Genomic DNA, 23,879 nt, shown 5'->3' on the forward strand with positions numbered 1-23,879 from the left:
GGTAAAGGAGCGTGCAGGGACCGACCGGGACCGATCGGCCCTGGTCGTAGTCGTCCGGTGGGCGACCCCGGACGATCGCACAGCTTTACGCAAGGAACATGTGTTTGGGGAGTGTTGACCGAATCGAAATGGATGTATGGGGAAAACCCGCGATGGACTTGGGGGAGTTCAGCCCCGAACGCCGACAACTCGGCGCCGCATCAAGCGCCCTTCGAGCCGCGCCGCCGCGCCGACCCGCGCCCGAATACTCCCCTGCCGATCCGGCGCCGGCGGGCTAACGTGCCCCGGGTGCGTACACGACTGAGGGTGGCGGCCTACGCCATCTGCGTTCGCGACGGCCGGCTCCTGCTCGCCCGTGGGTGGGCCTGGGACGGCACCCCCGAATGGACCCTGCCCGGCGGCGGCATGGAGCACGGCGAGGATCCCCACGACACCGTGGTCCGGGAGGTGGAGGAGGAGACCGGCTACCGCATCGAGGTCACCGGGCTGCTCGGTGTGGACTCGATCCGCCGCCGATTCCGCCGCGGCTTCGGCCGCACCGTCGACCACCACGGTGTACGGCTCGTCTACGAGGGCCGGGTGGTCGGCGGTGAACTGCGCAACGAGGTCGGCGGATCCACGGATCTGGCCGCCTGGCAGGACATGACCGCCGTGCCCGGGCTCAGGCGGGTGCGGCTCGTCGACACGGGACTCGCGCTGTGGCGGGAGCGCCCCGCGGCGGGGCGGACCGCTCTACCCGAGCCGCCCGAGGGGTGAAGCCCCTGCACCGCACCACGAACTACGGACCGACCGGTCCCGGGCGCGCGGCGAGCGGGTGTGGGCGGGCGCACGCGGCCAGGCCCGTCCGGGGCCGCCCGCGTCGCCCGCCCGCGTCCTGACGGCGCCGGGGCGCGAGGACTGAACGACTCACCCCGTGCGCGGCAGCACCAGCTCCGCCCCCTCCACGGCCGGCTCCCGTGGCCCCGTCGAGCGGTTCGCGGTCGTCGGGCCCTGCGGGGTCGGGCCCGTGAAGCAGAAGGAGAGCGCGGTGAGGAAGCGGCGGCCCCGCTCCCAGCCCGTCGGGACCGTCGCGGTCACCCGGGCGGTGCCCGAGGCGGCCGTGTGGTCGAGTAGCGCGGTGGCCAGGGGCCGGGCCGCTCCCGTGCCCCACAGGGAGGGGTGCAGCAGGAACAGGCCCACCGCGCAGGCGTCCGGGTCCGGGTGGTGCAGCACCGCGTCGACGATTCCCACCACCGGGCCCTCGGTGTCCTCGGTCACGACCAGGATCCGTTTGTCCTGCCAGTCGGCTCCCGGCGGCAGGCTGTAGTACAGGCTCTGCAGGTCTGCGGGGCCCGAGGGCAGGCCCGTGGCCGCCTCGAAGTACTCCGCGCTCGCCTCGAACAGGGACGTCACGCCCGGTTCGTCGTCGGGCGTGGCCTCGCGGACGGTGTACCGGCGCCCGTCCTCCGTGGTCGCGGTGATCGGCTCGGTCATCGGGTCATCGTCACATCGGCCGTCACCCTCTGGCCACCGAAAATACGGTGTGCCACTGGATCACGGTGTACAAGACCGACGAATTCCGGCGTAACCCAGTCGACCCGGACATGAGACGCCGTGTTCATCCGCTCGAAACATTTGTGCCGCCTCATAGCGAGCAACCCGCTGTTCACGGGGATGGTTCGACACTTGTGCAAGGCGGGTGGTCACGTGCGCGTAAGGCACGAGCTGCGCGTGCTGTCGGTCTACGACGGCTTCTTCTCCGGGGGCGCCCGGATCCTCCACAGCGACGTCGTCCTGGGGCTGCGCGAAGGCGGCCAGCACCACCGGGTGCTCAGCGTCCACGGGGAAGTGCTCCGTGAGGCCACCCGGCAGGCCATGCGGAACGACGCCTGCTACCGGTCACTGACCGCGGCCGGGGTGGAGGTCACGTCCCTGGGCCGTACCTTCGGGCTGACCGGGGTCCCGGCCGTCGATCCGGCCGTCTTCAGCGGGCCGGAGCTGGCGGAGACGGCACGGGCGATGGCCGGGGCCGACGTCGTCCTGTCGCTCAAGGAGCAGCCGCTCGGCCTGCTCAACCAGGCGGGCCTGCCGCGCCGCCCGGTGATCGTCTGCCTTCACCGCTCCGACCCGGAGAACCAGGGCGGGGCGCTCGCCGAGCTGAAGGCCGCCATCGCGGACGGCACCGTGGTCGCCTGCGTCTGCTGCGCCGAGTCCACCCGGGAGGCCTACCGGGCCGCCGGGATCCCGGCCGAGCTGCTGCACGTCATCCCCAACGGGGTCGACCTGCTCCGGTTCCGGCCCGACCCCGGCCGACGTCTTCGCACGCGCGAGGCGCTCGGCATCCCGGACACCGCACCGGTCGTCGTCTTCGCGGCCCGCTACGACGCCATGAAGAACGTCCCGCTCTTCCTGCGCGCCGCACACGCCTGGCTGCGCCGTGAGCCCGCCGGGCACGTGCTGATGTGCGGCGCGGGCATGACCGGGGACCAGCCCGGGCTGGCCGCCGACATCCGGGACGCCTTCGGCGAGGACACGCGGCTCACCGAGCGGCTGCACGCGCTGGGTGTCCGGCGCGACATGGAGACCGTCTACGCCGCCTCCGACGTGGTGGCGCTGACCTCGTCCTGGGGCGAGGCGGCCCCGCTGTGCCTGATCGAGGGCATGATGTGCGGGGCCGTCCCGGTCGCCACGGACGTGGGGGACAGCGCGCTGATCGTGTCCGGGCACGGCTATCTCACCCCGCCCGACCCCGACGCGATCGCCCGGGCCTGGACCGAGGCCGTCGCCGCGCGCAGCGAACTCGCGCCCGTCCTCGCCCGCAGCCGCGAGCGTTTCAGCCGCACCCGCATGATCGCCTCGTACGCCGACCTCATCGACCGCGTCCACGCGGAGGCGATGAGGCCCACCCCACCGGAGCGGGAGCCCGCGCTCCCCGAACCGCCCCTCCCGGACCCGCTCTGACGGTCGTCGGCGTCCCCGAGCCGCACCGGATCCGCACACGAGGAGGGGCCGCCGGCACCCGTCGGCGGCCCCTCCTCTCCCCTCCTCGTGCCACCCCGGTCCGTCACCGGGGCAGCACCTCCACCGGCGCGGCCGGCTCCCGGTCCAGGGACGCCATCAGCGCCGTACGGACCACCGTCGCCTGCTGCTCCGGACAGTCGCGCAGCTTCTTCGGCGTCAGGTACACGACCGTGATGCCGAGCCGCTCCAACTGTTCGCGCTTGCGGGCGTACTCCGACCACAGCGCGTCCTCGTCGTGGCGCGGGGCGCGGGTGTCCAGTTCCACCGCCACCGCCTGCTCGGGCCAGTACGCGTCCAGGCCGCCGAGGTAGGGGCCGCCCGGCAGCCTCAGGTCCACGTTCCAGACCGGGTCCGGCAGGCCGTGCTCGCGCATCATCCGGTACAGGCGGTCCTCCGCGACCGCCCTGCTCTCCGCCAGCAGCGCGTCCACGGCGTCCACCACGTGCGGGCGGCTCAGCAGCCGCGCCTGGTTCAGCTCTTTCACCAGCGCGGCCGGTTCGCAGTGCCCGTCGCGGACCGCCTCGGTCAGCAGGCGGCGCACGACAGCCGCGTCCGGTACCCCGGCCACCGCGTCGGCCAGGGCGCGTGCGACCGGGGCGACGGGCACGCCGGTCACCAGCCGGGGGTCGGGCAGCGACGGGGTACGGACCACCCGGGCGCAGCCGGTGCTGCGCAGGCGGCGCGTCCGCGGCACCAGGACGTCGATCTTCTCCAGCGACGACAGCCCGGGCGCGGAGGTGAAGCCGTACAGAGCGAGGGCGGCCAGAGCGGTGACCATCGCGTCCTTGTACGGCAGCGGGCCGTGCGGGGCGCCCGCGCCGGGCTGGGCCGGGACCGCGGGGACGGGGTCGGCGAGCGAGGAACGGGCCGCGTAGAGCAGCACCCCGTGCAGGCGCTCCTCGGAGGTCGGCGGGCCGGGGTGCAGCAGGTACACGCCGGGCAGGAACTGCTGCCAGGGGCCGCCGGGCCGGCACTTCCCGGTGGTCTCGGCGGCGCTCACTCCATGGGCACGCAGCTGGGCGGTGGTCAGCACCCGGCGCTGCACGTCGGACAGATGGCGCAGGGGGCGGGGGGAGAGCGGGGTGTTGTGGTTCATGATCCCGGGTTTCCCGCCCCCGGTCCGCTCTCTAACCGCTGTTACACGCCTGTCGACAAATGCGGACAACACGGCGCTAAAGTACGCGCGTTCGACTGCCGAAAGGGGCTGGTCCGGACGGGTGACGCGGAAGGTTACGGGTTCCGATACTCGTATTTCGTCACCGTCGTCCCGCCGCGCCCGTCAACCGCCGTCCCCGCGTCAGTGAGCCGCCCGCGCGTCGCGGGCCTGCCCCCGCAGGGCGCGCGCCAGGTCGTCGCGCGCCTCCAGCACCAGCCGTCGCAGCGCCGGCGGGGCGTCCTCGTGCGCGGCGAGCCAGGTGTCCGTCGCCTCCAGCGTCTCCGGCGAGTCCTGCAGCGCCGGGAACAGGCCCCTGACCACGTGCATGCCGATCTGGATGGACCGCTCCGCCCACACCCGCCCGATCGCCGCGAAGTACTTCTCCGCGTACGGCGCGAGCAGCTCCCGCTGGGAGGGCTGCGCAAAGCCCGCGATGGTCGCCTCGACGAGCGCGTTCGACAGCGTGTCGGACTCGACGACCTGCGCCCACGCCTGCGCCTTGACCGCGGCCGAGGGACGCGCGGCCAGGCAGCGGACCTGATGGCGCTTGCCGGAGGCCGTGTCGTCGCGGGCCAGTTCGGCGGCGAGCACCGACTCGTCGGCGGCCCCGTGCGCGGCCAGCGGCTTCAGGAACGCCCAGCGCAGCTCCTGGTCCACCTCCAGCCCGTCGATCTTGTCCGTGCCGTCCAGCAGACCCCGCAGCAGCCGCAGATCGGTCTCCTCAGACGCCACCGCCGCGAAGAACCGCGCCCAGGTCAGCTGGTGCTGGCTGCCCGGCTCGGCCCCCCGCAGCTCGCGCAGCGCGCCCTCGGCGAGCAGCCGCCCGCCCGTCTCCCGCCACGCGGGCGCCGCGTAGTACGTCAGCGCGGAGCCGGCCCAGGTGTGCAGCATCTGCAGCACGCCGATGTCGGACTCCCGGCCGGCGAACCGCAGCACCAGGTCGACGAAGTCCCGCGCCGGCAGCAGCGCGTCCCGGGTCAGGTTCCACAGCGCCGACCAGCACAGCGCACGGGCCAAGGGGTCGGTGATGTCGCCGAGACGGTCCTTCAGGGTCTCCAGCGAGGTGTCGTCGAAGCGGATCTTGCAGTAGGTGAGGTCGTCGTCGTTGACCAGGACCAGCTCGGGTGCCTCCGACCCGGCGAGTTCACCGATCACCGTCCGCGGACCGTGCACGTCCACCTCGGCGCGCGCGTACCGTGCGAGCGCTCCGCCCTCGGTGCGGTACAGGCCCACCGCCACCCGGTGCGGCCGCAGCTCGGGATGGGACTCGGCCGCCTCCTGGAGCACCGACAGCTCCGCGATCCGCCCGTCCTCGCCCAGCAGCACCTGCGGCGTAAGGGAGTTGACCCCCGCCGTCTGCAGCCAGGAACGCGCCCAGGACGTCATGTCCCGGCCGCTCGTCTCCTCCAGCACCGACAGCAGGTCGCTCAGGCGCGTGTTGCCGTACGCGTTCCGCTTGAAGTAGCGGCGCGCGCCCTCCAGGAACGCGTCCCGCCCGACGTACGCCACCAGCTGCTTCAGTACGGACGCGCCCTTGGCGTAGGTGATGCCGTCGAAGTTGAGCTTGGCGTCCTGGAGGTCGCGGATGTCCGCGGTGATCGGGTGCGTGGAGGGCAGCTGGTCGGCGCGGTACGCCCACGCCTTGCGGTTGTTGGCGAAGGTGATCCAGCCACTCGTGAACCGGGTCGCCTCCACCAGCGAGAACGAGCCCATGAAGTCCGCGAAGGACTCCTTCAGCCACAGGTCGTCCCACCAGGCCATGGTCACCAGGTCGCCGAACCACATGTGGGCCATCTCGTGCAGGACCACATTGGCCCGGCGCTCGTACGACGCCTGGGTGACCTTGCCGCGGAAGACGAACTCCTCGGTGAAGGTCACGAGCCCCGGGTTCTCCATCGCGCCCAGGTTGTACTCGGGCACGAACGCCTGGTCGTACTTCCCGAACGGGTACGGGTAGTCGAAGTGGTCGTGGAAGAAGTCCAGGCCCTGCTTGGTGACCAGGAAGACGTCGTCCGCGTCGAAGTGCCGGGCCAGACCCTTGCGGCACATCGCGCCGAGCGGGATCTCGAGAGTCGTGCCGTCGTCGAGGGTGCGGGTGTAGGTGTCGGTGACGTAGTGGTACGGGCCCGCCACGACACAGGTGATGTACGTCGAGATCGGCTTGGTCTCCGCGAACCGCCACACCCCCTCGTGCTTCTCACCGGCGCCGTTGCTCCACACCGTCCAGTCCTCGGGGGCGCGGACCTCGAAGCGGAACGGGGCCTTGAGGTCGGGCTGTTCGAAGTTCGCGAAGACGCGGCGGGCGTCGGCGGGCTCGTACTGGGTGTACAGGTAGACCTCGCCGTCCTCCGGGTCCACGAAGCGGTGCAGGCCCTCACCGGTGCGGGAGTAGGCGCAGCGGGCGTCGACCACGAGCTCGTTCTCGGCGGCCAGGTCCTCCAGCAGGATGCGGGTGCCGTCGAAGACCTCGCCGGGGTCGAGGTCCTTGCCGTTGAGGGACACCGCGGTGACGCTCGGGGCGATCAGGTCGGCGAAACTCGACGCGCCCGGCTCGGCGCAGCGGAAGCGGATCGTGGTGACCGAGCGGAAGGTGCGCGGCTCGGCGTCCGCGCCGCCGGGTGCCTTGCCCACGGCGGAGCGCAGGTCGAGCGACACGTCGTACCCGTCGACGGACAGCAGGGCGGCCCTCTCCTGGGCCTCGTCGCGGGACAGGTTCTCACCGGGCACGGGCGGCACTCCTTGGCGGCTGCTGGATGGCACGGACAGGACCGATCCTGCCATGCGCCCCTGACCTGGGGCAGCAGGGAATGCGGCCGGCGTGCGAGGGAATGACGTGGGCGGCTCCCCAGTTGTTGAGAAATGAACGTCCATGTTTCCAAGGAGAGCCATGTCCGAGACCGCGACCGCTTCCGGCAAGACCCCCGTCGACTTCTGGTTCGACCCGCTGTGCCCCTGGGCCTGGATGGCCTCCCGCTGGGTGCTGGAGGTCGGGAAGGTCCGTGACATCGAGGTCCGCTGGCACATCATGAGCCTGGCGGTGCTCAACGAGGACAGGATCGACCAGCTGCCCGAGGACTACCGGGAGATGCTGGCGACCAAGGCGTGGAAGCCGGTGCGCGTGGTGACGGCGGCGTGGCAGAAGCACGGTGCGGACGTCCTCGGGCCGCTGTACACCGCGCTCGGTACGCGCTTCCACAACCAGGACGAGGGCCCGACGCTCGAGGCGATCGCGGCGGCGCTGGAGGAGGTCGGTCTGCCCGCCGACCTGATCGACTACGCCGAGCAGGAGAATTTCGAGTTCGACGCGCAACTGCGGGCCTCGCACAAGGAGGGCATCGAGAAGGTGGGCCAGGAGGTGGGCACGCCGGTGATCGCGGTACCGGGCCCGGACGGGGAGCAGATCGCCTTCTTCGGGCCGGTGGTGACACCGGCACCGATGGGCGAGGACGCGGTGAGGCTCTGGGACGGGACGCTGGCGGTCGCGTCGGTGCCGGGCTTCTACGAGATCAAGCGGACGCGGACGAAGGGGCCGGACTTCAGCAACCTGTAGTTCTCACCGCCGGGTGCCGCCGGGGCCAGGTGGACAGGGCGCCGCAGCCACGGCCGGCGCGGCGCCCTGTCCCGTTTCTAGGACTCCTCCGGCAACGTGGCCCCCGTCCTCCAGTGGTCCTTGCGCTGGATGCGCCGGCAGCCGGGCCGGGCGCAGCGGTGGTAGTCCTTCGCGACGAAGGCGTGCTCCTCCAGGATCGGCCGGAGGGCCTCCTCGGCCGCCGCCTTCTCCGCGTCTCCCTCCAGATCCCGGAAGTCCTGCATGGTGTCCCCGCAGTTGGGACACCGCCGGTATGCCCGGTAGGTCATGGCTGTCTCCTCGTTGTGCCCGATCACGCCAGGGAGTGCGCCGGGGGCTCCCCGCGCACCCAGCGGCCCACCTCCTCCGCCGCGATCCCGGCCGCCTTCTCGGCCGCCGGGCGGCTCGACCCGCCGAGGTGCGGGGTCAGCACCAGCCGTTGTGCCAGAGCGAGGAGCCGGGAGTCCGGCGGCAGCGGCTCGTGCGCGCACGTGTCGAGGGCCGCCGCCGACAGCTGCCCGCTCTCCAGCGCGTCGCACAGCGCGTCCTCGTCCAGCAGCTCCCCGTCCGCCGCGTTCACCACCACCGCGCCGCGCGGCAGCAGGGCCAGCTCGCGGGCCCCGATCAGGCCCCGGGTCCCGGAGGTGAGCGGGGCGTGCAGGGTGATCACCCGGGAGCGGCGCAGCAGGTCGTCGAGCGAGCCGATCCGCAGTCCGTGCACCTCGCCGCGCACATACGGGTCGTGGACCATCACCCGCGCCCCGAACGCGCACAGCACCCGCGCGACCCGGCTGCCCACCGCGCCATGACCGATCAGTCCCACCGGCAGGTCCTCCAGCTCCGGGCCGGCGTGCTCGTACACGGGGGACGCGGGGCCCTGCCACCTCTCTTGCCGGGTCAGGAATCCGTGGGCCTGGGGGATGCCGCGCAGGGCGGCCAGCATCAGGCCGAGCGTGAACTCGGCGGTGGCCGCCGCCTCGCCGCCGGGCGCGCGGCACACACGGACGCCGTGCGCCTTCGCCGCGTCGAGGTCGACGTTCACCGGGCCGCCCCGGCACACCACCACCAGCCGCAGCTCCGGCGCGGTGGCCAGCACCCGTTCGGTGACCGGGCCGCCGCGGGTGACGAGCACCTGGGCGTCAGCCAGCGCCTTGATCAGTCCCTCGTCGGCGTCGTCCGCGCCCTGCGCGAGCGCCGACTCCCTCACCTCGCAGGGACGGTCGTTGATCTCGTGGTGTACGGCCGCCGCGATCAGCGACGGCAGGACGAAGCGGTCACCCGCGGCCACCACACGTACCGGGTCGGTCGACTCCATCGGCTCCCCTTCCCGTCCCCGTCCCCTCCTGGGAACGGCCTGTCGACCGAGGGTGATCCCGAGGTGGCGGACCGTCAATCCCACGTGCGACGGAAAGTGGGGCGCCGCGGGACCGCGACCGCGCCGCTGCAGGCGTCAGCGCTTGGCGCGCGCCCTCTGCCAGGCGTAGCCGACGGCCGCCAGGAACAGGGTCATCCCGCCCGTCGAGTACAGCTGAACGCGGGTGTCCGGCTGCCTCGCCATCAGCACGAAGATCGCGACCATGCCGGCCAGCGCGAGCCACGTCAGCACGGGGAACGCCCACATCCGCACGACCAGCTTTCCGGGCGTCTCCCGCTCCAGGCGGCGGCGCAGGCGCAGCTGCGAGACGGCGATGAAGAACCAGACGACCAGGATCACCGCGCCGATCATGTTCAGCAGCCAGGGGAAGACGTCGTCCGGCCGCCAGTAGCTCAGCACGACGCACACGAACCCGAAGACCGAGGACGCCAGCACCGCGATCCGCGGGACGCCACCGAAGACCCTGCCCAGCGCCTTCGGGCCCTGGCCGCGCTCCACCAGCGAGTACGCGATGCGCGAGGAGCCGTAGATGTTGGCGTTCATGGCGGACAGCAGTGCGACCAGCACCACCACGTTCATCAGCTGCCCGGCGCCCGGGATGCCCAGGTGGTCGAGGGCGGCCACGTACGGGCCCTTCTCGACGACCTCCTTCGCGTTCCACGGGACCAACGTGACGATGACCGCCATGGAACCGACGTAGAACACCGCGATGCGCCACATCGCCGTGCGCACCGCGCTCGCCACACCCCTGACCGGGTCCTGCGACTCGGCGGCCGCGATGGTGACGGTCTCCAGGCCGCCGTACGCGAACACCGACGCGAGCAGGCCGATGACCAGGCCCTCGCTGCCGTGCGGCAGGAAGTCGGTCAGGTGCGAGGCGCCGGGCGAGTCGGTACCGGGCAGTACGCCCGCGATCGCCAGCACGCCGAGCACCAGGAACAGGGTGATCGCGCCGACCTTCAGCGCGGCGAACCAGAACTCGAACTCGCCGAAGTTCTTCACGGCGGCCAGGTTCGCCCCGCAGAAGACCACCATGAACAGCGCCACCCACGCCCATTCCGGGGTGCCGGGCAGCCAGCCGGTGACGATCTTCGCGGCGCCGATGCCCTCCAGGCCGACCGCCGTGCACAGCAGCACCCAGAACGACCAGCCCGCGGTGAAGCCCGCCCAGGGGCCGATGGCCCGCTCGGCGTGCGCGGAGAAGGAGCCCGACGAGGGGTAGGCGGCCGACATCTCGCCGAGCATCCGCATCACCAGCATGACGAGCAGACCGGAGACGGCGTACGCGATCACGATCGACGGCCCGGCGGCGGCGATGCCCGCGCCGGACCCGACGAACAGGCCTGCGCCGATCACCCCGCCGAGGGCGATCATCGACAGATGGCGCTGCTTGAGGCCGTGGGAGAGGGAGACGTCGTCGGTCGGCGGCGTCTTCACGGTGGTGCTGCTGGGCATGGGCGCGGCTCGTCCCGTACGTGAGAGGGGCAAAACGCCCACAGTGTGGGCAGCCTCCCCGATCGGACGGAGAGACTGCCCACTATCCGGACGCCGAATGTACGGCGGGTGACCGGACGGTTACGCGGCGACCGGTGTGTAGTGCGAGGCGTCGCCCTCGATCGAGTAGCTCTCCTTGCCCTCGACACCGACCGGGACGTCACCGGCGACGGTCACCCGGTGCAGTCGGCGCGGCCGGCCGTCGTAGTTGTCGATGGCGTAGTGCTGGGTGATCCGGTTGTCGAAGAGCACCAGCTCGTTCTCCGCCCAGCGGTGGCGCAGGATGTTCTCCGGGCGGGTGACGTACGCCTGCAGCAGCTCCAGGATCTTGCGGGACTCGCCGAGCGACAGGCCCACGATCCGCTGCGCGAAACCGCCGATGAACAGCCCGCGCTCCCCGGTCAGCGGATGGACGCGGACGACGGGGTGGGCGGTGCGGTACTTGATCGAGGTGAACTGGGCCCGCTGGGCGGCCTTCTCCTCGTCGATCTCTTCCTCCGGCACCGCGTAGTCGTAGTCGTTGGTGTGCTCGGCCCACAGGGTGTCGGCCAGGCGGCGCAGCGGCTCCGGCAGGTCGCGGTAGGCCGCCGCCGCGTTGGCGATCAGGGTCTCGCCGCCGTAGGGCGGGATCGTGATCGAGCGCAGGGTGCTGGCCTGCGGCGGGTTGAGGACGAAGGTGACGTCGGTGTGCCAGTGGTTGGCGCGACCCCGCTCGCTGTCCACGGGCAGCACGTTCGGGGCGCCCTCGACGGCGCCGACCGTCGGGTGGGCGGTGGTGAGGTCGCCCAGCCGGCGGGCGAAGGCCTGTTGGCCCTCGTCGTCCAGGTCCCCGGCGTCGAAGACGAGTGCCTTGTGGGCGTTCAGGGCCTCGCGGATCGCGGTGACCTGCTCCTGGTCGAGCGGCTTGGTGATGTCGACTCCGGAGACCCGGGCGCCGATGCGTGCGGTGACCTTCGTGATCTCGATGGACATGACGGGTCCTTTCAGACGGTGGCGAGTGTGGGGGATGAGGGTCCCCCCTGTTCGAGCGACGCCGAGAACTTGGGGGCGTACTGGTTGGCCGGGCGGGGGAGGCCGTAGCGCTCCCGCAGGGTCTGGCGGGGGTCGTACTCCGTGCGCAGCAGTCCGCGGCTGCGCAGGATCGGCACGACGTGCTCGACGAACGCCTCCAGACCGGAGGGCAGCACGGCGGGCATGATGTTGAAGCCGTCCGCGGCCCCTTGCGTGAACCAGGTCTCGATCTGGTCGGCGACCTGCTCCGGCGTCCCGGCGAAGGTGAGGTGCCCGCGTCCGCCGCCGAGCCGCCCGATCAGCTGCCGTACGGTCAGCCGTTCGCGCCGAGCCAGCTCCACGACGAGCGTGTAGCGGCTCTTGGCGCCCTCGATGGCGGACTCCGGCGGCAGATCGGCGGGGAGCAGGGCGTCCAGCTCCAGGGTCCCGGGCTCCAGGTGCAGCAGGCTCTCCAGGCGGCCCACCCCGTGGTCGTACACGATGTGGTCCTCCAGGAGCTGCTCGGCGGCTCTGGCCTCGGCCTCGGTCGAGCCGAGCACGGGGACGATGCCGGGCAGCACCTTGATGTGGTCGGGGTTGCGCCCCTCCCGCTCGGTGCGGGACTTGAGGTCGGCGTAGAAGGCCTGCGCGTCCTGGATGGTCTGCTGGGCGGTGAACACCGCCTCCGCGTACCGGGCCGCGAACCGCTTCCCGTCCTCCGAGGATCCCGCCTGCACCAGCAGCGGGTAACCCTGCGGAGTGCGCGGCACGTTGAGGGCGCCGGCGACGCTGAAGTACCTCCCCTTGTGCCGGGGCGGGTGGATCTTGCTGTCGTCGCCCCAGACTCCGGCCGCCTTGTCGGCGACGACGGCGTCGTCCTCCCAGCTGTCCCAGAGCTTGAGGGCCACGTCGAGGAACTCGGCGGCACGGGCGTACCGCTCGGCGTGCGCGGGCTCGGCGTCCAGGCCGAAGTTGCGGGCGGCCTCGGCGCCCGCGGTGGTGACGATGTTCCACCCCGCCCGGCCGCCGCTGATGATGTCCAGCGAGGCGAACTTGCGGGCCAGGTTGTAGGGGGAGTTGTAGGAGGTGGAGGCGGTGGCGATCAGGCCGATGTGCTCGGTGGCCGTCGCCAGCGCGGTCAGCAGGGTGAGGGGTTCCAGGGCGCCGGCCGGTCGCTGGGCGAGGTTGTTCCACAGCTGTGGGCCGTCGGCGAGGAAGAGGGAGTCGAAGGTGCCGCGTTCGGCGATCCGCGCCAGGTTGACGTAGTGCGCGAGGTCGACGTGCGCGTGGGGGTCGCTCTCCGGGAGCCGCCACGAGGCTTCGTGGTGACCGGTGTTCATCAGGAACGCGTTGAGGTGCAGCCGACGGGTCATGCGTGGTCCTCCGTGACACCGAGGGCGGCCAGCAGCCGCTCGCGGTATTCGCCCAGGACCGGCTCGCGGTAGGAGCGCGGATGCGGGCGGTCGATGGTCAGGTCGAGGCCGATACGGCCCTGGTCCAGGACGAGGACGCGGTCGGCGAGCACGATCGCCTCGTCCACGTCGTGGGTCACGAGCAGCACGGAGGGCCGGTGGCGCTTCCACAGCTCGCGCAGCAGGTTGTGCATCTTGATCCGGGTGAGTGCGTCCAGCGCCCCGAACGGCTCGTCGGCCAGCAGGAGCTCGGGCTCACGGACCAGGGAGCGGGCCAGCGCGGCCCGCTGGGCCTCGCCGCCGGACAGCTCGCCCGGCCAGGCCCGCTCACGGCCCTTCAGGCCGACCTCCGCGAGGGCGGTCCGGCCGCGCTCCTCGGCGCCCTTGCCGTCCAGGCCCAGCAGGACGTTGTCCAGTACGCGGCGCCAGGGCAGCAGCCGGGAGTCCTGGAAGACCACCGAGACCCGCTCGGGCGCGGTGAGCTGCCCGCTGCCGGCCACCCCGTGGTCGAGTCCGGCGACGGCCCGCAGCAGGGTGGACTTGCCCGAGCCGCTGTGCCCGAGGAGGGCCGTGAACTGTCCGGCGGGCAGATCGAGGTCGATGCCGTCGAGGACCGTACGGCCCTCGAACGACCGGGTCAGGCCCCGCAGTTGGACGGCGGGCCGGGTCAGCTGCTCAGTGTGCGGCGCCACGACAGCACCCTCCGTTCGACGAGACGGACCACGCTGTCGGAGACCAGGCCGAAGACGCCGTAGATCAGCAGGCCGACCAGGATGACGTCGCTCTGGCCGTAGTTCTGCGCCTGGAACATCATGTAGCCGAGGCCGCTGGTGGCGTTGATCTGCTCCAGGACCACCAGGCCGAGCCAGGAGCCGGTCACGCCGAGCCGGAGCCCCACGAAGAATCCGGGCAGCGCGCCGGGGATCACCACCTGCCGGACGAAGGTGAACCTCGACAGGCCCTGCACTTCGGCGAGTTCGACGTACCGGCTGTCGATGCCGGACAGCGCGGAGTGCGTGTTCAGGTAGATGGGGATGTAGACGACGATCGCGATGATGGCGATCTTGAAGGTCTCGCCGATGCCCAGCCAGAGGATGAACAGCGGGATCAGACCGAGGGTCGGGATCGCCCGGTTGAGCTGCACGGTCCCGTCGATCAGCGCTTCCCCGGCCCGGCTGAGCCCCGAGGCGAGCGCCAGCAGCACGCCCGCCGTCAGGCCGATCGCGAAGCCGTACGCGGCCCGCTGCAGCGAGGTCAGCACATCCGTGGCCAGCGTGCCGCCCGTCCACAGGTGGCCGGCCGTCCTCAGCACCGTCCAGGGCGCCGGGACGGCACCCGGGTCGAGCGCTCCCGCGGCCGAGGCGGCGGACCACAGGGCGAGCACCACCAGCGGGCCGATGAGCCGGGCGGCGGGCAGCTGACGCCCGGGGGAGAGCCGGCGGCGCCGGCGGACCTGGGGGAGTTCGCCGGCGGCCGTCGCCGCCACGGCAGTCGTCGTGGTCACGGCGCTCACCTCCGGTACTCCGCCGGTACGGCCCTGGCGGCGATGGACTCGAAGCGGTGGTCGAAGAGCGAGGACACGTCGAACTTCTTCACGAAGCCGCCCTCGGCGAGCAGATCGGCGGTCTCCTGCTCCCACTTGATCGCCTCGTCCCAACTGGACGGGAACAGTGGCTTGTTCGCGAGCGCGGTGATGGACTTGGCCTGTTCCAGGGTCAGGTTCTGCGTCTTGACGTAGAACTCCTCGTCCCAGACGTCCGGGTGCTCGTACGTCCACACCTGGCCCTGGGCCCACTGGGGGATGTACGCGGCGATCGCGGCGGCCTTGGCCGGGTCGTTGAGCACGGACTGCGGCGCCCACAGCAGGTTCAGCAGGTCGACCACGTCGGTGGTGATGGTGTGGGCGCCCCTGGACCCGTACTGCTTCAGGTAGGCGGGTGCCTGGTTGTTGCCGAGCGGGGCCACGTCCACCTGCCCGGACTGCAGGGCGGTGAGGAACTGGTTGCTGGTCAGCGGGACCAGCTTCACGTCGTCGTACTTCAGGCCCGCCTTCTTCAGCGCCCGCAGCAGTACGACACCCTGCGCCTGGCCCTGGGAGAAGGCCAGCCTCTTGCCCTTGAAGTCCTCGACGGTGCGGATGTCGCTGCCGGGTTTGGTGGCGAAGAGGTAGTTGGGCTTGCGGGTGATGTCGATCGCCACGATCTTCGCGGCGAAGCCCTGGTAGTGCGCCTGGATCGGCGGGATGCCCGCGTTGTTGGCGAGGTCCAGCGAGTTGGCGCGGAACGCGTTGATCACGTCGGGGCCGGCCCCGATGTTCACCCAACTCGACACCGTGAACGGCAGCTTGGGCAGCTTCGCCAGCTTGAACTGCAGCTGCTGCTGGTTCTGGTACGAAGCGATCTTCAGGCTGGTGCCGGCCGGGACCTTGTCGGCGAGCGGCTTGGTGGCGGCGCCCTTGGTGTCGGCCGCGGCACTGCCGCCGGCGCAGCCGCTGAGCCCGGCCACGGCGGCGGACGCGCCGAGCAGGGAGGTGAGAAACAGGCGGCGGTCGAGACCGGAAACAGATGGAGAAGGCATGGGAGGACTCCCTGGATGCACGGAGCGGAACAGAGCAGAAAGGCAGGAGGAATTCCGGACGGGCCGCGATGCCGGAAGTGGGGAATCCCGGGCGGGAAGGGTGCCGGAAGAAGTGAACTCACGCAGACGGAAACACGCGCTTCATGCGCGGCAACGTGTCAGCAACAGAGGGTGCGACAGCTCGTGAGCGGGTTCATGAGCAGGATGTTCCCGGCCATGGACGACCCCTGTCAACATTCCGAGTTTCTGAATTAAATAGCCTCAGGTGACGCGCCCAGTGGGTCCCGGAACAGCACGTCGAGAACCACGGAGCCGCCCGCGACCGCAAGCACGGAATCCGGGAAACTGGTCGGCACTACGGCCGCCGCCCGACGTATTCCGGCCGCTTCCCGCAGTGCGTGCAAGCAGTCCTCGAAGTGCATGACGCCCACCTCGGTCACCACGACCGTCTCCGGGTTCAGGACGTCCAGCAGCAGCCCGGCCGCCCACCCGGTCGTCCGGGCCCGTTCCTTGAGCAGTCGCCGCGCCACCGCGTCCCCGGCCGCCGCCGCGGCCACCACGTGCATCGGGTTCACCCCGTCGATCACCCCGACCGCCCGGGCCCGACGGCACAACGTCCGCTCGCTCACCTCCACTTGGAGGCAGCCGGTACGGCCGCACGCGCACGGCTCGGTGCCGCCCGGCACCGGAAGGTGGGCGATGGACCCCGCCTGGGAGCGGGGCCCGTGGTGCACCTCGTCATTGGTGGCGAAGGCCGCGTCGACCACGTTGCCCACGAACAGGTGCAGCACGCTGCGGCTGCCCCGGGCCCGCCCGAACAGCCGCTCCCCGTTGACCAACGCGCGCGCGTGTCCGTCCACATGGACCGGCAGCCCGGTACGGGCCTCGAGCAGCTCCCGCACCGGCACCTCGCGCCAGCCGAGCAGCTCGTGCTCGACCACGGTGCCCGTCTCCCGGTCCACCCAGCCGCCGACCGCGACCCCGACTCCGAGCGGCGCGCGGCCCGGCGCCTCGGCGAGCAGTGCCGCGAGTCCCTCCGCGGCCCGGGCCAGCACCCAGCCGGGGTCCGTCCGCTCGTGCTTCACCTCCCGCCGGGCCACGACGCGACCGCGTAGATCGAGCAGCGCCAGCGTGGTGTACGGCACGGCCACGTGCACCCCGCAGACCAGGAACCGCTCGGTGTCGAGATCGACGGGCACATGCGGCCGGCCCACCCCGTTCGAGCGGCGCGGGGCCGCCTCCTCACGAATCAGCCCGAGCCCGCTCAGCCGGGCACAGTGCTCGGTCACGGACGCGGGCGACAGCCCGGTCAGCCGGGCGACGGTGCTGCGCGCCACCGGCCCGTGCTCCAGCACGGACCGCAGCACGACGCTGGCACTGGTACGCCGCCGGTCGCTGTCGGCGGCACGGGGAATGGGGGAGACAAGAGTGGATGCCGCGGTACGGGGCATGGAGAACCGTCCTCGGGAACGGGGCCGACACGTCTCGGAAGGCTCGAGGCGCGCCGGAGCCCGCCCCTACACCGGGCGGCGACAGGTGGCCGTGCCCTGGCGTCGCAGGTCGACATAGCGACGCGACGTGAAGTTCCGGGCCTGGGCAACCATGCGTTCGAAGCTAGCAAAACGGCCCACCGCTGCCCAGACGGCGACCGACGGGCGAGACGGATCTCTCGGGGCTTTGGCGGGACCCTACAGTCCCCGGTCCTCCCCGGAGCGTGCCTGGAACGTCTTCATCTCAGTGACCGGTCTCACGCCTGACCATGTGTAAGGGGCACTCTTTGTCTGAAGCCCATGAACGCGCCGTTCCACCTTTTGTCGACCGCCGATGGTGATCGGCTCGAGGGCGCTGGGATAACGTCACGCTGTCCCGACATGTCCACACCACCCGCGGAGTCCCCATGAGCACCGCCACCGCCACCGCTCGCCCCGGAGCAGTCCTCGCCGACCTGCTTCCCGCGTCCCGCGTCCGCGACGCGGCCCTCGTCGTCGGCGGTGCCGTGCTCACCGGCCTCGCGGCCCAGCTGTCGGTCCCGGTTCCCGGGTCCCCGGTGCCGGTGACCGGCCAGACCTTCGCCGCGCTGCTCGTCGGCACCGCGCTCGGCGCCCGCCGCGGCTTCCTCTCCCTCGCCCTGTACGCGCTCGCCGGTGTGGCCGGCGTGCCGTGGTTCGCGGGCGGCGCCTCCGGCGCGGGGGCCGTCTCCTTCGGCTACGTCATCGGCATGCTGCTCGCCTCGGCCGCCGTGGGCGCCCTGGCGCGCCGCGGCGCCGACCGCTCCCCGCTGCGCATGGCGGGCACGATGATCCTCGGCGAGGCGATCATCTACGCGGTCGGCGTCCCCTACCTGGCACTGGCGGCCCACCTCTCCTTCTCCCAGGCGGTCGCGGCCGGCCTCACCCCGTTCCTGATCGGTGACGCCCTCAAGGCCGCCCTGGCGATGGGCGCGCTGCCCACCGCCTGGACGTTCGTCAGCAAGCGCTGACGCCGTAGTTCCTGCGGAAGAGGTTCGCCGGGTCGTAAGTCTCCTTCAGCCCGGCGAGCCTCTTCCGCGTTTCCGGGTCGTACAGCCCGGCGCCCCGGTCGCCGGCCCCGAAGGCGAAGTTGAGCGACCGGCCGAGGGTGTCCTCGGCCAGCAGAGCGAACGCCGGGTCCAGTACCTCCCGCGCCTGCTCCCGGGCCCCCACGGTCAACAGCCGCACCAGGAACCGCCCATCGCGGTACGGCACCGCGTTCGGCGCCGGCCGGGCCAGTGCCCCGCCCAGGTGATTGACCTGCACGACACACATCAGGCCCGCCTCGGGCCCGGTCCGCTTCAGCAGTTCCCCGGCCCGTTCCACGTCCAGCTCCCGTAGCACCGCGCTGTCGCCGTAGTAGGTGTGCGGGAAGTCCGGGTCCCTGTGGATGGTGTGGCTCTCGGCGTACGGCATCTCGCGCAGCGAGTCCGACAGCACCGGCCCGATCTCCCGCAGCGGGGCCGTGAGCCGTTCGCCGTCCGCGCCCGTGTGGGCGACCCTGATCGACACGAGGTACCGGCCGCGCAGGTGCGGCGGCAGCGCGGGCAGGTCCGGGTACGGTACGGCGGCGAAGGAAGAGGTCAGCCCGTCCGGCACGGTCCGCGTCCAGGCCTCGTACGCGCGCAGCACGGCCGCGGGGTCCACCTCGCGCCCGTCGAAGGCGAGCGAGCCGCCGTACAGCGTCCGCACCGGAACCAGGCCGATCTCCAGCTCGGTCACGATGCCGAAGTTCTGCCCCGCGCCCAGCAACGCCCAGTACAGGTCGGGGTGGGACTTTGGGGTGACACGGCGGAGTTCGCCGTCGGCGGTGACGACCTCCAGCCACCGCACATGGTCGGCCGCGTACCCGAACTCCCGTGCGAGGATGCCGAGTCCGCCGCCCAGGGTGTACGACACCGCGCCCACGCCCGGCGCCGAGCCGTTGAGCGGTGCCAGCCCGTACGACTCGGCCGCCGCGACCACCTGCCCCCAGCGCACCCCTGCCTGCAGGCGGACCGTACGCGCCTCGGGATCGATGGTGAGCCCGTCCAGCCGCCGGGTCGTGATGAGCAGCCCGCCCTCGTAGCCCCCGGGCAGCCCGTGTCCGGTGGCCTGCACGCCCACCGGCAGGTCTTCGGCGGCCGCGTACCGTACGGCGGCCACCACGTCCGCGGCCGACCGGGCGGCCGCGACCACGGCCGGCCGTTGGGCGAAACCGGTCTGGAATCCGGCGAGTTCATCGTCGTAGCCGGCGTCGCCGGGGCGGAGCAGGTGCAGGTCTGCGCGGTTGTCCGTGTAGGTCATGCCACGCATGATGGCCGCATAACCTGACAGGTTCCGTCAGGTTATGCGGCCATGTTCGCAGTGGGGCCGGATCAGCCGATGGAGACCTTGTCGGCCGGTGCCTCGGCGGGGGCGGCCGTGCGGTTGCCCGCGATCCGCTCCTTCACCACGGCGATCACCAGGACCACCGCGGCGACGAGCAGCGACAGCAGCACCGTCTCACGTCCGTCGTGCTCGGTGTCGGTCAGCATGTAGCCGAGGACGAACACGATCAGCGCGGCCGTCGCCCAGGTCAGGTACGGGTACAGCCACATCTTGACGAGCAGCTTCTCCGGCGCCTCGCGCTGGATGATCTTCCGCATCCGCAGCTGTGAGAAGCAGATGACCAGCCACACGAACAGGGCCACCGCGCCACTGGAGTTGACCAGGAAGAGGAAGACCGAGTCCGGGAACTTGTAGTTGAAGAAGACGGCGACGAAACCGAAGACGACGGACGCGACGATCGCGGCCATCGGCACGCCCCGGGACGTGGTCCGCGCGAACGCCTTCGGCGCGTCACCCCGCTGGCCCAGCGAGAAGGCCATCCGGGAGGCGGTGTACAGCCCGGAGTTCAGACAGGACAGCACCGACGTCAGCACGATGACGTTCATGATCTGGCCGGCGTGCGCGATGCCGAGGGAGTCCAGGGCGGCGACGTAGGAGCCCTTGTCCTTGATCGACGGGTCGTTCCACGGCAGCAGCGAGACGACCACGAGGATCGAGCCCAGGTAGAAGACGGCGATACGCCAGATGATGCTGTTGGTCGACTTGGTGACCGCCCGCTGCGGGTCCTCCGACTCGCCGGCCGCCAGCGTGGCGATCTCGCTGCCCATGAAGGAGAACACGACCAGCAGCACACCGGTGAGGATGGCGCCGGGTCCGTGAGGCAGGAAGCCGCCGTGATCGGTGAGGTTGCCCAGGCCCGCCTTGTCGCTGTGGACGCCCGGCAGCACCCCGAAGACGGCGAGGGCGCCGACGACGATGAACGCGCCGATCGCCACGACCTTGATCCCGGCGAACCAGAACTCGAACTCACCGTAGGAGCCGACGGAGACCAGGTTGGTCGCGGTCAGCACGATCATGACGATGAGCGCCCAGCCCCACTGCGGCACGGCCGGGACCCACCCCGAGAGGATCTTGGCGCCCGCGGTGGCCTCCACGGCGAGCACGACGACCCAGAAGAACCAGTACAGCCAGCCGATCGAGAAACCGGCCCAGCGGCCGAGCGCCCGGTCCGCGTGAGCGGAGAAGGAGCCCGAGGTGGGGTTCGCGGCGGACATCTCGCCCAGCATCCGCATCACCAGCACCACGAGCGTGCCGACGAGGGCGTACGAGAGCAGGATGCCGGGGCCGGCGGTGGCGATGCCGGAGCTGGAACCGACGAACAGGCCGGCGCCGATGACACCACCGATGGCGATCATCGACAGATGACGGTTCTTGAGTCCTGCCTGAAGGCCGCCGCCGGGTTCTCCGGGGCGGCCGGATGCGTTTCCGGCCTGGGTGGGGGTCGGCTGCGAAGTCATAAAGGGTGATTCCTTTGCGCCGGGTGTACGAGAAACAAGGGGGACACACGTACGGACGGACACCTTCTGCCCCGTACGAGCGGAAGTACGAGGGCTCGTACGAGCGGTGTACGAGCCGGTCCAGTGAATCCGAGGCGAACAAATTCGGGAACCTTTGAATCCGGATTGTTACTTGAGGTTTTCTTGAGGTTCTATGGTGTAGCTCACACCTATTCCTGGCCGTCACCCCGCGAGGCCGAGCCGCGACGGACGTGACAGACTCGGACCATGCGCGTGTACCTCGGCTCCGACCATGCCGGTTTCGAACTGAAGAACCACCTCGTCGAGTGGCTCAAGGCCGCCGGGCACGAGCCCGTCGACTGCGGGCCCCACATCTACGACGCCCAGGACGACTACCCGCCGTTCTGCCTCCGTGCCGCGGAGCGCACGGCCGCGGACCCCGACGCCCTCGGCATCGTGATCGGCGGCTCCGGCAACGGGGAGCAGATCGCCGCCAACAAGGTGAAGGGCGTGCGGGCGGCCCTCGCCTGGAGCGAGGAGACGGCCTCCCTGGGCCGGCAGCACAACAACGCGAACGTCGTCGCCGTAGGTGCCCGGATGCACACGGTGGAGGAGGCGACGAAGTTCGTCGAGACGTTCCTGAACACGCCGTTCTCGGGCGACGAGCGGCATGTGCGGCGCATCGACATGCTGTCCTCGTACGAGACCACGGGCGAGCTGCCGCCGATCCCCCCGCACCACCCGCAGGGCTGAGAACCGGGCAGGTCAGGGCAGGGGCGGGGCCAGGGGGCGGTGGTGCTCCCCGGCGGCGCCCGGTGTTGTGAAAGGTTGAGGGAAGCCGTGCCAGAGGGGCACACCATCCACCGGCTGGCCCGGGACTGCGAGGCGCGGTTCGCCGGCGGCGCGGTCGCCGTCACCAGCCCCCAGGGGAAGTTCGCCGACGCCGCCGCCCTCCTCGACGGGGCCGAGCTGCACACTGCCGACGCCCACGGCAAGCACCTCTTCCTGGGCTTCCGCGGCGCCGACTGGGTGCACATCCACCTCGGCCTGTTCGGCAAGGTCACCTTCGGCGACGCCCCAGCGCCCCCGCCCACCGACACGGTCCGTCTGCGTCTGGCGAACCCCACCGCGTACGTCGACCTGCGCGGCCCCACCACCTGCGCGCTGGTCACCGGCGAGGAGAAGGCCGCGGTCCACGGCCGCCTCGGCCCCGACCCGCTGCGCGCCGACGCCGACCCGGAGGCCGCCCACCGGCGGGTCCGCCGCAGTCGGACGAGCATCGCCGCCCTGCTCATGGACCAGAAGGTCATCGCGGGAGTGGGCAACGTCTACCGCGCCGAGGTCCTCTTCCGGCACGGCATCGACCCCCACCGGCCGGGCAAGGACATCACGCCCGCCGAGTGGGACGCGATCTGGGCCGACCTCGTCGCCCTGATGCGAGAGGGCGTCCGCACCAACCGCATCGACACCGTGCGGCCCGAACACACCCCCGAGGCCATGGGTCGCCCGCCGCGCGTCGACGACCACGGCGGCGAGGTGTACGTGTACCGCAGGACCGGTCTGCCCTGCCACCTCTGCGGCGGCGAGATCCGCACCGCCTCTCTCGCCGCCCGCAACCTGTTCTGGTGCCCCGGCTGCCAGAGGTCATAGGGGCCCTTCGCAGCTCACAGAGCCTTTCGCGACCCGGGGCCCTGTCGGGGCACTAGAACCCGTGCGGCAGCCACGGCGCCACCACCGAGCCGAACGCCAGGGACGCCTCCGCCAGCGCGCCCTGCCGCAGCTCCCGTACCCGCCCGGCCGCGGCCAGCGAGGTGAGCGACACCCCGCCCAGATACGCCGCCCCCAACTCTCGCACGGACAGGGCGAGATCGGCCGCGTCCGTCGTGCGCGCACACGCGGCGCCCTTCGCGTCGCCCGTCAGCCGCCAACGCCCCACGTTCCAGGGGCAGAAGGCGTCCTCGACCTCGAACACCACGTCCACGGGGACCTGGTACGTCCTGGCCTCAAGGGCCGCACCGACCTCGACGAGACGCAGATGGAGGGCATCCCTCAGCCGCGGCCGGCACCGCCGGATGTCGGACACCAGGTGCTGCCAGGCGTCGTCGACCGGCCGCGACCGCACGAGCAGCGTCGTCGTCAGGTCTATGCCGAACAGGAAGCGCCACAGCGCAGCGTCCGTCGCCGGGTCGAGCGCCGCCAGGTCCACCAGGGTCACCGTCCCGTCGTGCCCGGCGACCCCCCAGCCGAGCTTGGTGCGGAAGCGGGCGTACCCCGTGATCTGACCCTCGCGCTCGGCGACCACGCACTGCAGCGCGGACGCCCCGTCCCGCTCGCTCGCCGGGTCCAGCAGCCCCGCCCGCTCCCAGCCGGGCCGCCGCTCCAGCATGCCGGGGCGGCCGGGCACCAGCCGCGCGTACACCGCCTCACAGGCGTCGAGCACGTCGGCGGGGGGCGCGTAGCGCAGCCGTACGTCATCCGTGCCGGCCGGAACGGACAACTCGACGCGGCTCGTGTCGATCTCGGCGCCGAGCTGGAAGGTCGCGGCGCCGTAGCCGAACCGGCCGTAGATCGCGGGCTCGGAGGCGGTCAGCACCGCCAGCGGCTCCCCCCAGGAGCGGACGTCGTCCAGTTGCCGGCGCATCATCGAGGTCAGCACCCCGCGTCGGCGGTGCGTGGCCGCCACGCTCACCATGGTGATGCCCGCCGCGGGGACCGAGACGCCGCCGGGGACGGTGAGGCGGAAGCTGAAGGCGCCCGCAGTGCCGACACACGTGGTTCCGTCCCATACGCCCAGGGATCGATCGAATTCGGTGATTTCGCGATCCAATGCGCGCTCTTCGGGCGCTTGGTCCGCGCCGCCGAAGGCCCGGACCAGGTTGTCGTACCACGTGTCCCACTCGTCCTGCCGCAGCACCCGCACGTCCGTCGTCATGTGCCATGCCTATCAGGGCAATGCGGGGCGAGCGAGGGAA

21 protein-coding genes are annotated in these 23,879 nt (G+C 71.6%); 6 read left to right on the plus strand and 15 right to left on the minus strand.

From position 1 onward, the window contains the following. Window positions 1-288: 288 nt before the first annotated feature. On the plus strand, window positions 289-756 hold the full coding sequence (locus ACZ7L1_RS20390; protein WP_471438956.1) for an NUDIX hydrolase: 468 nt from the start codon (window positions 289-291) through the stop codon (window positions 754-756). A gap of 150 nt (window positions 757-906) precedes the next feature. Here the strand turns inward: ACZ7L1_RS20390 and ACZ7L1_RS20395 are convergent, their stop codons facing one another. Next, on the minus strand, window positions 907-1,473 hold the full coding sequence (locus ACZ7L1_RS20395; RefSeq protein ID WP_471438958.1) for a GNAT family N-acetyltransferase: 567 nt from the start codon (window positions 1,471-1,473) through the stop codon (window positions 907-909). Between the two features lie 237 nt (window positions 1,474-1,710). Between ACZ7L1_RS20395 and ACZ7L1_RS20400 the strand changes: the two genes are divergently transcribed. Continuing rightward, the gene (locus ACZ7L1_RS20400) at window positions 1,711-2,940 is read left to right on the plus strand and encodes a glycosyltransferase (RefSeq protein WP_471439179.1); all 1,230 of its coding nucleotides are present in this window, start codon (window positions 1,711-1,713) and stop codon (window positions 2,938-2,940) included. A gap of 103 nt (window positions 2,941-3,043) precedes the next feature. Here ACZ7L1_RS20400 and ACZ7L1_RS20405 read toward each other — a convergent pair whose 3' ends face one another. Both ACZ7L1_RS20405 and pepN read right to left on the minus strand, forming a co-directional pair. Next, on the minus strand, window positions 3,044-4,096 hold the full coding sequence (locus ACZ7L1_RS20405; RefSeq protein WP_471438960.1) for a hypothetical protein: 1,053 nt from the start codon (window positions 4,094-4,096) through the stop codon (window positions 3,044-3,046). Between the two features lie 201 nt (window positions 4,097-4,297). Then, window positions 4,298-6,883: an aminopeptidase N gene (gene pepN, locus ACZ7L1_RS20410; RefSeq protein ID WP_471438962.1), complete on the minus strand. Its 2,586-nt coding sequence runs from the start codon at window positions 6,881-6,883 to the stop codon at window positions 4,298-4,300. 160 nt (window positions 6,884-7,043) lie between these two features. On the opposite strand from pepN, the gene ACZ7L1_RS20415 reads away from it, so the two are divergent. Beyond that, window positions 7,044-7,706 (plus strand): mycothiol-dependent nitroreductase Rv2466c family protein, encoded by a 663-nt coding sequence (locus ACZ7L1_RS20415; RefSeq protein WP_471438964.1) that lies wholly within the window; start codon window positions 7,044-7,046, stop codon window positions 7,704-7,706. Between the two features lie 77 nt (window positions 7,707-7,783). Here ACZ7L1_RS20415 and ACZ7L1_RS20420 read toward each other — a convergent pair whose 3' ends face one another. From ACZ7L1_RS20420 to ACZ7L1_RS20460, 9 genes are all read right to left on the minus strand, one after another. Continuing rightward, window positions 7,784-8,014 carry a hypothetical protein gene (locus tag ACZ7L1_RS20420; RefSeq protein WP_471438966.1) on the minus strand — a complete coding sequence of 77 codons (231 nt, stop codon included), beginning with the start codon at window positions 8,012-8,014 and terminating at the stop codon, window positions 7,784-7,786. A 23-nt stretch (window positions 8,015-8,037) separates the two neighbouring features. Then, a complete protein-coding gene (locus ACZ7L1_RS20425) occupies window positions 8,038-9,039 on the minus strand; it encodes an NAD(P)-dependent oxidoreductase (RefSeq protein ID WP_471438967.1) in 1,002 nt (333 codons plus the stop codon). A gap of 135 nt (window positions 9,040-9,174) precedes the next feature. Continuing rightward, window positions 9,175-10,554, minus strand: coding sequence for an amino acid permease (locus ACZ7L1_RS20430; protein ID WP_471438969.1), 1,380 nt, complete (start codon window positions 10,552-10,554; stop codon window positions 9,175-9,177). 120 nt (window positions 10,555-10,674) lie between these two features. Then, entirely contained in the window at window positions 10,675-11,565 is an 891-nt protein-coding gene (locus tag ACZ7L1_RS20435; RefSeq protein ID WP_471438971.1) for a TauD/TfdA dioxygenase family protein, read from the minus strand. Window positions 11,566-11,576: 11 nt separating this feature from the next. Next, a complete protein-coding gene (locus tag ACZ7L1_RS20440) occupies window positions 11,577-12,956 on the minus strand; it encodes an LLM class flavin-dependent oxidoreductase (RefSeq protein ID WP_471438973.1) in 1,380 nt (459 codons plus the stop codon). Beyond that, window positions 12,953-13,687, minus strand: a complete 735-nt coding sequence (locus ACZ7L1_RS20445) for an ABC transporter ATP-binding protein (protein ID WP_471438974.1) — start codon at window positions 13,685-13,687, stop codon at window positions 12,953-12,955. The genes ACZ7L1_RS20440 and ACZ7L1_RS20445 overlap by 4 nt, the downstream gene beginning before the upstream one ends. Then, window positions 13,663-14,508, minus strand: a complete 846-nt coding sequence (locus ACZ7L1_RS20450) for an ABC transporter permease (RefSeq protein ID WP_471438976.1) — start codon at window positions 14,506-14,508, stop codon at window positions 13,663-13,665. Before ACZ7L1_RS20450 ends, ACZ7L1_RS20445 begins: the two co-directional genes overlap by 25 nt. After that, window positions 14,505-15,572 carry an ABC transporter substrate-binding protein gene (locus tag ACZ7L1_RS20455; protein ID WP_471438978.1) on the minus strand — a complete coding sequence of 356 codons (1,068 nt, stop codon included), beginning with the start codon at window positions 15,570-15,572 and terminating at the stop codon, window positions 14,505-14,507. The genes ACZ7L1_RS20450 and ACZ7L1_RS20455 overlap by 4 nt, the downstream gene beginning before the upstream one ends. 251 nt (window positions 15,573-15,823) lie before the next feature. Next, window positions 15,824-17,023 carry an ROK family protein gene (locus ACZ7L1_RS20460; protein ID WP_471438979.1) on the minus strand — a complete coding sequence of 400 codons (1,200 nt, stop codon included), beginning with the start codon at window positions 17,021-17,023 and terminating at the stop codon, window positions 15,824-15,826. Window positions 17,024-17,469: 446 nt separating this feature from the next. Between ACZ7L1_RS20460 and ACZ7L1_RS20465 the strand changes: the two genes are divergently transcribed. Further along, window positions 17,470-18,051, plus strand: coding sequence for a biotin transporter BioY (locus ACZ7L1_RS20465; protein ID WP_471438981.1), 582 nt, complete (start codon window positions 17,470-17,472; stop codon window positions 18,049-18,051). Here the strand turns inward: ACZ7L1_RS20465 and ACZ7L1_RS20470 are convergent. After that, entirely contained in the window at window positions 18,038-19,375 is a 1,338-nt protein-coding gene (locus ACZ7L1_RS20470) for an FAD-binding oxidoreductase (protein WP_471438983.1), read from the minus strand. The two genes, ACZ7L1_RS20465 and ACZ7L1_RS20470, sit on opposite strands and share 14 nt — an antisense overlap. A gap of 62 nt (window positions 19,376-19,437) precedes the next feature. Then, entirely contained in the window at window positions 19,438-20,907 is a 1,470-nt protein-coding gene (locus ACZ7L1_RS20475) for an amino acid permease (RefSeq protein ID WP_471438984.1), read from the minus strand. A 267-nt stretch (window positions 20,908-21,174) separates the two neighbouring features. Between ACZ7L1_RS20475 and ACZ7L1_RS20480 the strand changes: the two genes are divergently transcribed. Together ACZ7L1_RS20480 and ACZ7L1_RS20485 are read left to right on the plus strand one after the other, a co-directional pair. Continuing rightward, on the plus strand, window positions 21,175-21,660 hold the full coding sequence (locus tag ACZ7L1_RS20480) for a ribose-5-phosphate isomerase (RefSeq protein ID WP_471438985.1): 486 nt from the start codon (window positions 21,175-21,177) through the stop codon (window positions 21,658-21,660). A gap of 87 nt (window positions 21,661-21,747) precedes the next feature. Next, window positions 21,748-22,557 carry an Fpg/Nei family DNA glycosylase gene (locus tag ACZ7L1_RS20485; RefSeq protein ID WP_471438987.1) on the plus strand — a complete coding sequence of 270 codons (810 nt, stop codon included), beginning with the start codon at window positions 21,748-21,750 and terminating at the stop codon, window positions 22,555-22,557. 52 nt (window positions 22,558-22,609) lie between these two features. On the opposite strand, the gene ACZ7L1_RS20490 is transcribed toward ACZ7L1_RS20485, so the two are convergent. Then, a complete protein-coding gene (locus ACZ7L1_RS20490; RefSeq protein WP_471438989.1) occupies window positions 22,610-23,839 on the minus strand; it encodes a GNAT family N-acetyltransferase in 1,230 nt (409 codons plus the stop codon). Between the last annotated feature and the right edge of the window lie 40 nt (window positions 23,840-23,879).

This window comes from Streptomyces sp. NPDC107546, assembly GCF_055639175.1.

Coding starts and splice junctions, on each gene's coding strand:
- ACZ7L1_RS20395 (WP_471438958.1), bottom strand. CDS start 1,473: ATGACCGAGCCGATCACCGCGACCACGGAGGACGGGCGCCGGTACACC.
- ACZ7L1_RS20435 (WP_471438971.1), bottom strand. CDS start 11,565: ATGTCCATCGAGATCACGAAGGTCACCGCACGCATCGGCGCCCGGGTC.
- ACZ7L1_RS20405 (WP_471438960.1), bottom strand. CDS start 4,096: ATGAACCACAACACCCCGCTCTCCCCCCGCCCCCTGCGCCATCTGTCC.
- ACZ7L1_RS20420 (WP_471438966.1), bottom strand. CDS start 8,014: ATGACCTACCGGGCATACCGGCGGTGTCCCAACTGCGGGGACACCATG.
- ACZ7L1_RS20490 (WP_471438989.1), bottom strand. CDS start 23,839: ATGACGACGGACGTGCGGGTGCTGCGGCAGGACGAGTGGGACACGTGG.
- ACZ7L1_RS20425 (WP_471438967.1), bottom strand. CDS start 9,039: ATGGAGTCGACCGACCCGGTACGTGTGGTGGCCGCGGGTGACCGCTTC.
- ACZ7L1_RS20460 (WP_471438979.1), bottom strand. CDS start 17,023: ATGCCCCGTACCGCGGCATCCACTCTTGTCTCCCCCATTCCCCGTGCC.
- ACZ7L1_RS20470 (WP_471438983.1), bottom strand. CDS start 19,375: ATGCGTGGCATGACCTACACGGACAACCGCGCAGACCTGCACCTGCTC.
- ACZ7L1_RS20455 (WP_471438978.1), bottom strand. CDS start 15,572: ATGCCTTCTCCATCTGTTTCCGGTCTCGACCGCCGCCTGTTTCTCACC.
- ACZ7L1_RS20465 (WP_471438981.1), top strand. CDS start 17,470: ATGAGCACCGCCACCGCCACCGCTCGCCCCGGAGCAGTCCTCGCCGAC.
- ACZ7L1_RS20415 (WP_471438964.1), top strand. CDS start 7,044: ATGTCCGAGACCGCGACCGCTTCCGGCAAGACCCCCGTCGACTTCTGG.
- ACZ7L1_RS20440 (WP_471438973.1), bottom strand. CDS start 12,956: ATGACCCGTCGGCTGCACCTCAACGCGTTCCTGATGAACACCGGTCAC.
- ACZ7L1_RS20480 (WP_471438985.1), top strand. CDS start 21,175: ATGCGCGTGTACCTCGGCTCCGACCATGCCGGTTTCGAACTGAAGAAC.
- ACZ7L1_RS20430 (WP_471438969.1), bottom strand. CDS start 10,554: ATGCCCAGCAGCACCACCGTGAAGACGCCGCCGACCGACGACGTCTCC.
- ACZ7L1_RS20475 (WP_471438984.1), bottom strand. CDS start 20,907: ATGACTTCGCAGCCGACCCCCACCCAGGCCGGAAACGCATCCGGCCGC.